Raw genomic sequence first — 12,019 nt, forward strand, 5'->3', positions numbered from 1 at the left:
AATTGCTTGTTCATCAATAACTTAAAACCATAAAAAAGCGCTCGATAATGATATCAAGCGCTTTTTGCTGTCAGTATTAACGGTTTTTCAATCGGAAAAGCTTACTTTGTAAGTTAAATAAGTTACTTGGGACTGGCAGACCACACTGGTGAGCGGAGAATACCTTGACCCGATTTGCCAAAGGATTCGCCACCATTCAGTGATTTAATCGTCAATACGCCTTTGCCATTTTGGGTAGACGCATAGACCACTCGTTTACCGTTGGGTGAAAAGCTTGGGGCTTCATCAATACCAGTGTTGCCAAGATTGGCCGTTACCGCGCCGCTGCTGTTCATAATGGCTGCTGAGCGCCCACTTAAGAAGGCAATTTGCGACCCATCATTACTAAACTGCGGGCTAGTCGCATAACCGCTGTTAGAGACTTTGGTAGTACGTCCTGAACCAAACTCATAACGATAAATTTGCGGCTTATTAAATCCCGCTTTATCAGAGACAAAGACAAAAGATTGGCCATCAGGTGCATAGTTTGGCTGGACTTCACTACTTGGCCAGTTGATAATCCGTCTTGGTGTGCCACCACTAGCACTCATCTCATAAATATTAGAGCTGCCTTCAAAGCTACTAGAGAATAATATCCGGCTGCCATCCGGTGAGAATGAAGGACTTAAATTGCTACCAGGAAAGGGAGTCAAGACACTGGCACTGCCACCACTGACACTTTGTACATAAATGACCGGATATGATTTTTCACGCTGTACGGCATAGGCGATACGATTGGCATCGGGTGACCATGCTGGCGAGAATATAGATCCTGTGACCTCAGTGATAGTTCTGGCATTTTCGCCATCAGCATCCATGACTTTTAGCCGTGAGACTTTATCCTTGCCGCGTCCAATCTCTTCAATATAGGCTATACGTCCTGAGAAGTCGCCTGGAGTTCCGGTAATAAGCTCATACACTTTATCAGCAATGACGTGACCGGCGTAGCGCATACTTTCTTTATTATTATCGGCAGTTAAGCTTTGTTTGCCTTCAATGACTAGTCCTGACTTCACATCAATCACTTCATAATCGGTGACTATTTTACCGCGATTGGTACGAGTACTGCCGACTACTAAATAAGGAATACCCATACTTTGCCAAACTGGTAGCGTACCAGCCAGTTCGCTGCTGCTACGAGGCTGCTGTGGTAGTTTTTTGCTGGTAACGTTGAGCTCAGTTCTGCTCAAGTCATTTAGGATAATGGGCGATAATACGGAATCACCAGCGAAAGGTACAAAGGCAACTTGATTTTGTTGTACAGGGATTTCGTAATCCAATTCTAATACCACAGGCGCAGCGAATAGACTGGGGGCGACCAGTAAACCTGAGGCGCTGGCAAGTAGAGTAATTAATAGTTTTTTATGGGTACGCATGACTAAATCGAACTCCTAAAATAGTGTAATAGCTGTTTTTTATAGACGATAAGTTGGCTATTACGGTAAGACAATATTGCAGGCGGTGCAAGTTGCTTAAAGTAAAGTTAGCGGTAATAGAGTAGATAGTAGGGTTTGAGCAATTGATTAGTTGCTGCCCTTAAACTGTATGGTAAAAGTAGGGTATTTAGGATCATCAGTATCAATTGGCAGATTGCGAGTGCTTAGCACCGCTTGTTTGGCCGCTTCATTGACCACACTATCAGAGCCTGAGGCAGAGACCTTCACCACATCACCATTGGCATTGACAGTAATCGTCAAAGTGGCGCGCTGGGTCGAGCCTTTAGCCGCTATGGGTGGATTATAGTTACGTTTGATTAAGTTGATAATCTCGCTATTACTGGCCCCACTACTACCATTCGACGCAGAGCGGCTGCTACCTTTTGAGGTACTAGAAGTTGCCATGTCGCCAGATAAGGTAGATTGACCGTCTGATAAGCTATAATTTTTGCCGGCACTACCTGAGCTACCGGTATTGATTTCTATATTACGCTGGTTGCTATTAGGACGCTCAATCTTGGGGAAAGTGTTCTGTTTAGTGCGAAACTCTTTTAGTTTTTCACGCTCTTCTTCGAGGTTGCTTTGTTTATTTTGTTCAACGCGCTCTAGTCTTTCTAACGTTATATCATCCTGTTCTGCTGTCCACTCAGCGAGATTACGGTCATACTCTTGTGATTGCTCAGTCAGTCGTTCTTGCTGCTCTTGACTCATGAGCATAGGCTCATCAGAAGGAGCGTCTGAGCGCATAAAGACAAGGACCTGCTGGGAAGTTGAGGATGAGCTGTTGTTGGGTGCTGCGACGCTATTATCATTGGGGTTTAGTGGCTCGTTACTTATGGCACCGCTAAGGCTATCATTGGTTTCTGAGCCATTAGAAGCAGCGGCACGATTGGCTAATATTTGTCCTTGCATCTCAGCAAGTTGCTCAGGTGATACCATAACGGTTTCAATGCTGCCAGCAGTTTCTACTTCGGTATTTTGATAAGTATAAATCAATATCCCAATGACTAGACCATGCGCCAGCAAGCTTAATAGCGTGGGCAGCGTCAGCCCATTACCTTCAGGTTGGGTGGGCACATAGACGGCAGGAGCATTATGCATTACGTTGATACTCATGGACGTGATTCATGGGGTTGTCTACTTTATTAAGCCAAGCTTGTCTAGTTGTCTGATGGAGCGGTACATCATTGATAGCTATGTCATCAATAGATAGATCATTCATTATAATGTAGGCGTGGGTAGGGGAGCACCGGTTAATAGCCCCACCTTTTGAATGCCTGCTTGTTGCAAGTTTGCCATTAACGCCATGATGGCACCATATTGATTATTCTGATCCGCATTAATCATCACTTGTAGTGGCTGCTCACCGGTATTACTGTTTTGCGTTTGCAGGTTTGACAAAGTATTGATCAGTTCCGGTTCACTAATTGGCATGTCGATATTGTTCTCATAGCTGATAAAAATCTCGCCGCTGCCTGTTAAGGAGACAATAACCGGCAGCTGATTTTGGCTCAAAGTGTTGGTTTGCTCTCTTGGCAAGTCCACATCGACCCCAGTCGTCAACATTGGGGTGGTCACCATAAATATCACCAGCAGCACCAACATTACGTCGATATAAGGAACTACATTAATTTCCGCATTGAGCGATTTTTTCTCACGGCGGTAGGGACTTGGCTTCATAGTCCTTGTACCTGAGTGGTTTGTTTGCCTGCTTGACTGCCTAGGCTGGATGAGGTAGAAGCTACAGGATTATCCGTGCTGGTTTCACGCTGTAGCATACCAGTCATCTCATCACAGAATAGCGCGCGTGAATCATAAAGGCGGCTTGATTTGGCGGTAAAATGGTTATAGGCCAGTACAGCGGGAATAGCCGCAAATAATCCCATCGCCGTAGCAATTAATGCTTCAGCAATACCAGGAGCGACTGAGGCAATGGTAGCTTGTTCGGTTTGGGATAATCCCAAAAAGGCATTCATAATACCCCATACCGTACCAAATAGTCCGACATAAGGCGCTACCGAACCTATGCTGGCTAGGGTAGTCAGTCCTGATTCCAACAATAGCTGCTGGCGACCCAATCCAACCCGTAACTTACGCTCAACGCCATCGATGATATCGTCTTTGGGTTGACGTTTTTTATGCATTCTTAAATATTCAGAAAACCCGACATAGAAAATCTGCTCAAGGCCTTGGCGTTCTGGTGAGCCTTGAATGCCTTGATATAGCTTAGATAAGTCTTCACCTGACCAGAACCAGGTTTCAAACTGTTCATCGAAGTTTCTGGCTGTACCTAAGCGCGCGCTCATACGAAAAATAATAACCCAGCTGAGCAGCGAGGCTAATAATAATAATGCCATTACAATCTGTACCAGTAAACTGGCTTGGGTGATAAGATCGATAATGTTTAGTGATTCAGGCATGTAATGGACTCACGGATAATTAATAACAACTAAGCTAAGCGGCACACTTAGGCCAGATAAAACCTTTCATGGCTGATATGAACAATAAGAGCTCAAAAAGCCCATATTATAATAATAAGCATTTATACGCGTTCATAAGGTAGGCCTTTAATAATACTATATTAAAGTACATAGGTTAAAGAAAGGATACAGAATAGCGCGGTAGGCTCACATTAACCCGCTAGTGTACTGTTAAATGATAAAAAGGTCATTTATTAATGTGTTAAATGCGCATTGAACAATCTCTTTATTAAATAAGTAATGACAACCTTCTAGATATATATTATTGTGCAATTGGTAATACAAATTGTAACTTTGTACTCACAAGGTAAGTGTAATGATTGAATTCGTAAGCTGAATTCTCTAAGATGTTAATCTTTGTTACTACAGCTTTCTAATTATAACGTTACCATTTTTTCTTCAGGTAATTTGTTCAGTATTCACAAGCTGTTTATCATTTAGCTAGAAGCATCATCTACATTCACGGTTCGGAAGCGTTATTTATAGTCGCCATTAGGAGGCGTCATTCATATTCGCAATTTGGAAGTGTCATTTACATCCTCAATTTAAAAAGACGTTTATTTATAGCCGCAATTTGGAAGCGACATTGACTTAATGCAATTTGGAAGCGATATTTACTTAACGCAATTTGGAAGCGATATCTATGAATGCAATTGAACGCTATTTTGGTATTAATGGTGAAAACACCACGATCAAAACAGAAATTCTCGCTGGTGCAACCACGTTTTTAACGATGGCCTACATTATCTTTGTGAACCCTAATGTATTGGCAGAAGCTGGCATGGACAAAGGCGCGGTATTTGTCGCCACTTGCTTAGCTGCTGCAGTGGGTTGTTTTATAATGGGTATCTACGCCCGCTTACCGGTGGCATTAGCGCCAGGCATGGGACTCAACGCTTTCTTTACTTATGGCGTGGTTCTGGGTATGGGTTATGCGTGGGAGACCGCGCTGGGTGCCGTATTCTTATCGGGTTGTATTTTTGTACTTTTAAGCTTGTTTAAAATTCGTGAATGGATCATCAACGCTATTCCACTCGCTCTTAAACAAGGGGTTATCGCCGGTATCGGCGCGTTTTTAGCCTTCATTGCGCTGCAAAGCTCCGGTATTATCGTCGGGCAAGACGCGACCTTGGTTGCCCTCGGTGATATGAAGTCGTTTTCACCAATGATGGCCTCTTTAGGGTTTTTTGTCATCGTCGGCTTATCCTACAAAAAAATCCCTGGTGCGGTAACGATTGGTATTTTACTGGTTGCCTTGATTAGTCTGTTAACGGGTAATACTCAGTTTACGGGGATTATATCTACGCCGCCATCAATTGCGCCGACCTTAATGCAGCTTGATATTGCTGGCGCGTTTGACGTGGGCATGATCAGTGTCATTTTTGCCTTTCTATTCGTAGATTTATTTGATACCGCAGGTACCTTGATGGCTACCACTAGTCAGGCCGGTCTGGTTGACAAAAACGGTAACGTTCCTAATCTAGGTAAGGCGCTGTTAGCGGATTCAACAGCGACTGTTGCAGGCTCGTTGTTTGGTACGTCATCGACGACCAGTTATGTTGAAAGTGTAGCAGGGATCGCCTCAGGCGGCCGCACCGGACTAATGGCAGTAACGGTTGGTGTGCTATTTTTACTCAGTATTTTCTTTGCGCCATTAGCCGGTATGATTCCAGCCTATGCAACGGCTGGTGCCATCTTTTATGTGGGCGTATTAATGCTGGCTACCTTAAAAGAGGTCAACTGGGAAAATGTAACGGATGCCGCACCTGTTGCGGTAGTGCTGTTGTTTACACCGCTAACATACTCTATCGCTGACGGTATTGCTCTTGGTTTTATTACCTTCACTGCGGTTAAATTATTGGCAGGTAAATTTTCTGAAATTACCCTTGCCGTTTGGGTATTAACGTTAATCTTACTCGTTAAAATTATATTTTTATAACTGAATCCAGATAATATAAACCATACTGTATTGTTTATATTACTCATGTCTAAACCCTCCTTATCATTCAATGGTAAGGAGGGTTTTTTTAGTGAAAAATTAGGGCGGTTTACCACTGTTAATTTAGAGCTGCTCATTCGTACAGTTATACTTAATCGTTAATAGTAAACAAAAAACTATAACTTGAGCGTCATTGCTACGACTATTCTGTTATCCGTTTGTTTTTAAAGAGTATATTTATTCGTGCAAATGACCGATATCGTTAGTTTGAAAATTTTTTTCGTGATAACATAGCGGAGTTAAGCGCATCACCTCAATCAACGCCGTAGAGGTTTTTCTTACAGTGAATTAGCGTCATTTAAGATCACAAATTAACGATATTAAGGCTATGCTTCACCATACCTTTATAGTTGGATAATCTACTGGTCATACTCCTTTCACTACCAACAAGAAGAAGGCACTAATGCCGCCTAACTGTTCGTTGTTGCCTTTGCATTGTTAACGTAGTTCGTTGAACGCTCGAACGACATACTTAACCGTCTCCAGCATATGCTGGATTTGCTCGTTTTGTGATGGCGCCGTTCGGTTCTTTGTTGATAGTTTTTATAAATTAACCGCTTGTGTAAATAACTGGCTTTTATAAATAGCTTTCATAAAAAGTTCCTACGCACCATTTATTATGGTTTTTAAACGATAGTTGTGGAGTTGGTATGAACCCAATAGACCAGTTTGCCCCGAAAGAGCCGATTTTATTTAACCCCACCGATCTATTGGTGCCAGAGTATATTGAGCAATCAGCAGATGAGCTGTATGCGCGTATCTCGCCATTATATAGTGTGGACGAAGACCGCTGGTTAACCGACTTGCTGCCACTTGCCAAGCCTAGTGATGAAGAGCGCGAGGCTGCTGCTCAGCAGACGCGCAAGCTAGTCGAGTATGTGCGTAATGATGGTAAAGCCGTTAAGATGGTAGATTCACTACTGCTTGAGTATAGCCTCGATACTCAAGAAGGTATTTTGCTGATGAGTCTGGCAGAAGCCTTAATTCGGGTGCCAGATAACTATACCGCCGATGCACTCATTCGCGACAAGATGAGCGTCGCAGATTGGAAAAAGCATCTTAAAGGTGACAACGGTTTTATCACTAATGCCTCGACCTGGGGCCTTATGATGACCGGACGTGTGGTCAGTATCGATAGTGATACGACAGCGTCAGGATTTATGGATCGTATGACCAAAAAAATGGGCGAGCCGATGATTCGCGCGGCCATGCAAAAAGCCATGCGCGTGATGGGTCATCAATTTGTATTGGGCGAAACCATTGAAGAAGCCAACAAGAACAGTCAAAGCTACCGTAATAAAGGCTATACCTATTCGTTTGATATGTTAGGTGAGGCCGCGGTTACTCATAAAGATGCTGAAAATTATTTTAACGACTATCTGCATGCGATTAAGTCTACGACCGATATCAAAGTCAAAGACGGCATGCCTAAGCCATCTGTATCTATCAAGCTATCAGCGTTGCATCCTCGCTATGAGGCGACCCAAGAAGCACAAGTTATGGGGTTACTTCGTCAACGTTGCTTACTGCTTATTGAAGCGGCACGCGAAGTCAACGTCGATCTCAGTATCGATGCTGAGGAAGCGGATCGCCTAGAGATTTCCTTAAAATTATTTGAATCGCTATATCGTGACCCGCTAACCACTGGCTGGGATGGTCTTGGTCTGGTTGTTCAAGGCTACGCAAAACGCGCTATTGCTATTTTTGCATGGGTGGCGCGCTTGTCTACTGAAGTCGGTGATCGTATCCCGCTACGTCTGGTAAAAGGCGCATACTGGGATACTGAAATTAAGCTGGCTCAGCAAAAAGGTCTGTCCGGCTATCCGGTATGGACGCGTAAAGAAGGCACGGATACCGCTTATCTGGCATGTGCGCGTTTCTTATTATCAGAGCATTTGCGTGGGCTGATTTGGCCGCAGTTTGCCACTCATAATGCCCACACGTTAGCGACCGTAATGACCATGAGCGCGCATAGAGACTTTGAGTTTCAACGTCTGCATGGCATGGGTGATGCGCTTTATGATCACATTTTGCAAGCCTATAACATCCCTGTGCGCATTTATGCACCGGTTGGCGCGCATAAAGACTTGCTACCATATTTGGTGCGTCGTTTGCTTGAAAACGGTGCGAACAGCTCATTTGTCCATCAGTTATTAGATAAATCTTATCCTATTGATAAGCTGGTCGTGCATCCGTACGACAAGCTGCTGACTAATGACACCTTACATAATCCAGATATTCCGTTGCCACTTAATATTTACGGCGATCGCCGCGCCAGTTATGGCCCCAATATATTCGTCGAGTCGCAGTGGCATCCGTTCAAAGCAGCTATCGATACTCACTTGCATAAATCATGGACAGCGGCGCCTATTATAAATGGCCAAACTATCAGCGAATATGCGGTTGATGGTGTACCTAGTAAGCTTGATAGCCACACGATACGTGCCCCTTGGAACCATGAAGTCATTGCAGGCGAAGTGTGCTATGCCAATGCGGAACTTGCTCGTCAAGCTATAGACGCAGCGGTTGCTGGGCAAGAGGCGTGGCAAGCAGTATCTGCATCTAAGCGCGCTGCGATATTGCGTAAAACAGCTGATTTATATGAAGAAAACTACGCTGAGCTTATGGCACTATGTCAAGTTGAAGCGGGCAAGACCATTCAAGACAGTATTGATGAAATTAAAGAAGCCGTTGATTTTTGTCGCTTTTATGCGGATGAAGCTGAGCGTCTAGACGACGTCGTTCATCAGTTTACTGATTTGACTGGCAACCAATCACGCCAAGTCTATAAGGCGCTCGGCACATTTGTCTGTATCAGTCCTTGGAACTTTCCGTTGGCCATTTATACCGGTCAAGTGGTTGCAGCATTGGCCGCTGGTAATACAGTGGTTGCAAAACCTGCCGAACAAACCAGCTTGATTGCCCACTTTGGCGCGCAATTGATGTATCAAGCGGGCGTACCTGCCGAGGCGCTACAGTTTGTTACGGGTGCTGGCGAAGTTGGTGGTGCACTGACCGCAGCGGATAATCTATCAGGTGTTATCTTTACTGGCTCAACCCAAACGGCTCAACGCATCAATCAAAGTCTCAATGACCATGCACAAGCCAGCGGCGAGCTACCGGTATTGATTGCTGAAACGGGCGGTCAGAATGCTATGATCGTCGACTCAACTGCTTTGCCTGAGCAAGTGGTTAAAGACGCGGTATTATCTGCCTTTGGCTCAGCTGGTCAGCGTTGCTCGGCGTGCCGTATCTTATGTGTACAAGAAGAAGTGGCCGATGGCATCATAGAGCTACTACAAGGCAATATGGCCGAGTTGGTCGTGGGCAATCCTATTCATGCTGCCACTGATGTGGGTCCAGTCATTGATAGTGATGCCAAGCAAGGACTTGAGGCGCACATTGAACGTATGATTGCGGAGCCAACGGCGACTATTCTAGCGCAGACTCCTATGAGTGCTAGCTCAGTGGTCAGCGAAGACGACTCCACTTTTGTACTGCCAACGGCGATTGAAGTACAAAGCATTGATGTGATTGGCGGTGAGCATTTTGGCCCGATATTGCATGTACTGCGTTATCAAGCGCGCGATTTAGACAAGCTTATTGACGCGATTAACGGGACGGGCTTTGGCTTAACCTTAGGTATTCATAGCCGTATTGAAAATATCGCTGAGCATATTGAACGTCGCGCTTTTGTGGGTAATACCTACGTCAACCGTAACCAAATCGGTGCGGTGGTCAATGTGCAACCCTTTGGTGGTTGTGGTCTCTCTGGCACAGGTCCGAAAGCTGGTGGCCCGCATTATGTTCCACGCTTGATGCGTCTCTGTAATGCAAATGAGACTAAAGCAAGCAGTGGCACTACTCATTCATCTCTTAAAACTGACATCGCATAAGGAGTAGCAATATGGCGACTGAATTCAAAAAAAATCATGCCCAAGTTTGTGAAGCTTGGCGATTACTTACCGCGGTCAATCGTGCCATCTATCTTGAAGCAGCTATTCCCAAACTGGCATTGCTTACTGGTGATGCTAATAAAGCGCGGCGCTTATTCAACCATTTATTAAGCGCAGCACCTAAGCTTGACGAAGTGCAACGTATGAACGGTGCAACTGGCGAGTCTAATGAATTGTATGTGACCGCTCGTGGCAAAACGATGGTTATCGGTGCCGAATCAGCCAGAACGATGGCAGTCCTTGGACAGCTTATCGCCGCTTTGTTGACGGGTAATGAGGTGATATTGCATTGCCCAAGCCAAGATGATATGTGCATAGAAGCCGTAAAAGTGCTTTATGAGACCGGTATCAGTGATGATGTCATCAGTATCGCTAACGACTCACAAACGATCACTTTGTTATATATTGATCGTCTCGCGCAAGTGGCCGTTACCGGTAATAATGCTGAAGTACAAACAGTCAGTCAAGAGCTCGCCAATACGGACGGTATCTTAACGCAAGTGATTGCGGTAACCGATATGGAAGGCTTATCAGATATGCTCACACCTGATTATCTGTATCGCTTTATCACTGAACGGGTAAGAACTATTAATACTACTGCGATCGGTGGTAATGCTAGCTTACTTGAGCTTGGTACAGAATAAATAACTTGATATGGATTGAATGACTATAAGATTAATAGGACGCTGTTTGGACTTGCTAGATAAGGAATGAGCAGCGTTTACTGATTAAATATTTAGTCTAAAAAAACCGATATCTGGATGTATTCCGGATATCGGTTTTTTATGGCGATAATTTAAGCTAAGCTTATTAAAAACTACTCAGGACAATCCATCCATATCCAACCATTCTCTAACCATTCCATCAAATCGTCTGGGTCAATGTTTGTAACATCTTTAGATTTTATATGTTCACCATTGGCTAGGCGTACCAGCAGTGCTGTGGCATGATTGTCAAGGCCATCAAGCCGCTGGCCATTGACGTATATGCTTATACCATCAGTATTCTGGTTATATAATAAACGGCCACTATAATCTGCTTGTAAGGTGGCACCTTGCGCCAAAGCTTGTATCAGCTCATCGGTATTCATCGTTTCTTCAGGAACTAGCGCATCATATTGACGCTTGCTGACCACTTCACATACTGCTTGGCGAATAATATCAGCACCACGATCCGACTGTAGTAGCTGTAATAATTGTGCGGTGATGGCATCTATACTTTTCGCTTGTAGTTCACCTGAAGCTTGTGGCGCTTGTGGCAGAATCATCGGAATAAATAAATCACTATCGTTGGTCGCTACATCGGCAATACTGTCGATAATTTGCATTACATTAGGGCGACGGCAGCCAAATGAGAAGGTCATGCAGTCATCTTGCGCCACGCCAAAATGAGATAATTTAGGCGGCACATATAGCACATCACCAGCTTCTAAAATCTCATCAAAGATAATATCGCCCATATCATCAAAGATACGAATCGGCTCACCGACAACAAATTCAGTCTGCTCATCACAAAACTTGCCCAACTGCCAGCGCCGCTGACCATAGCCTTGTGCTAAGAACACATCATAATCATCATAATGCTTACCGACTGAACCGCCTTTAGGTGCATAAGACACCATAATGTCATCGCGCTGCCACTGCGGGATAAAGTCCAAGGCTTGCCATAATTGCCCCAGCTCAGGTGACCACTGTTCTAAATTTTGTACCAGTACCGTCCACTGCTCGGGCAAGTTGTCAAAGTCAGATTCGGTCAACGGTCCTTTTTTAAGTTGCCATTGTGGTTGGTTAGCTTGCTTGGTTGATGATTGGGTTAGTAGGCGAGTTGATGCATCCTCTTCAAGGGCAAGCCCGAGCATATCATCTGGCTCAAACATATTAATCAGCTGCGGCAAACCTTGTTTAATAAGTAGAGGCTTCTTTTGCCAGTATTCTGCTAGAAACTGTTCTGGTGTTATGGAATCGGGTAAACAAAGTCTTAAATCACTCATTGATAAATCCATGTCATTTAATTCATTTAAAATGGTTAGGTTGCTTTAGAAAAACAATTTAATAGTTTATGATTGCCGGTAATCTAGTTATTGATACTTAGTCATTGTTATCTCGTTGC

8 protein-coding genes are annotated in these 12,019 nt (G+C 44.2%); 3 read left to right on the forward strand and 5 right to left on the reverse strand.

Annotated features, from left to right (window positions below):
* Positions 1-122: 122 nt before the first annotated feature.
* The 4 genes from JMX97_RS03555 to tolQ all read right to left on the reverse strand — a co-directional run bounded on the left by JMX97_RS03555 (position 123) and on the right by tolQ (position 3,895).
* On the reverse strand, positions 123-1,415 hold the full coding sequence (locus JMX97_RS03555) for a PD40 domain-containing protein (protein ID WP_201555457.1): 1,293 nt from the start codon (positions 1,413-1,415) through the stop codon (positions 123-125).
* A gap of 147 nt (positions 1,416-1,562) precedes the next feature.
* Positions 1,563-2,591 carry a cell envelope integrity protein TolA gene (locus JMX97_RS03560; protein ID WP_227671539.1) on the reverse strand — a complete coding sequence of 343 codons (1,029 nt, stop codon included), beginning with the start codon at positions 2,589-2,591 and terminating at the stop codon, positions 1,563-1,565.
* Between the two features lie 105 nt (positions 2,592-2,696).
* On the reverse strand, positions 2,697-3,155 hold the full coding sequence (tolR, locus tag JMX97_RS03565) for a protein TolR (protein ID WP_201555459.1): 459 nt from the start codon (positions 3,153-3,155) through the stop codon (positions 2,697-2,699).
* A complete protein-coding gene (gene tolQ / locus JMX97_RS03570; protein WP_201555468.1) occupies positions 3,152-3,895 on the reverse strand; it encodes a protein TolQ in 744 nt (247 codons plus the stop codon). Before tolQ ends, tolR begins: the two co-directional genes overlap by 4 nt.
* Positions 3,896-4,598: 703 nt before the next feature.
* Between tolQ and JMX97_RS03575 the strand changes: the two genes are divergently transcribed.
* From JMX97_RS03575 to JMX97_RS03585, 3 genes are all read left to right on the forward strand, one after another.
* Entirely contained in the window at positions 4,599-5,894 is a 1,296-nt protein-coding gene (locus JMX97_RS03575; protein ID WP_201555470.1) for an NCS2 family permease, read from the forward strand.
* A 710-nt stretch (positions 5,895-6,604) separates the two neighbouring features.
* Positions 6,605-9,850 (forward strand): bifunctional proline dehydrogenase/L-glutamate gamma-semialdehyde dehydrogenase PutA, encoded by a 3,246-nt coding sequence (putA, locus tag JMX97_RS03580; RefSeq protein WP_201555472.1) that lies wholly within the window; start codon positions 6,605-6,607, stop codon positions 9,848-9,850.
* Positions 9,851-9,861: 11 nt separating this feature from the next.
* Complete coding sequence (locus JMX97_RS03585) at positions 9,862-10,554, forward strand: aldehyde dehydrogenase family protein (protein ID WP_201555474.1); 693 nt, start codon at positions 9,862-9,864, stop codon at positions 10,552-10,554.
* 173 nt (positions 10,555-10,727) lie between these two features.
* Here the strand turns inward: JMX97_RS03585 and JMX97_RS03590 are convergent, their stop codons facing one another.
* Complete coding sequence (locus JMX97_RS03590; RefSeq protein WP_201555476.1) at positions 10,728-11,900, reverse strand: cupin domain-containing protein; 1,173 nt, start codon at positions 11,898-11,900, stop codon at positions 10,728-10,730.
* Positions 11,901-12,019 lie beyond the last annotated feature (119 nt).

Source organism: Psychrobacter sp. 72-O-c, from assembly GCF_904846605.1.
Classification (GTDB): domain Bacteria; phylum Pseudomonadota; class Gammaproteobacteria; order Pseudomonadales; family Moraxellaceae; genus Psychrobacter.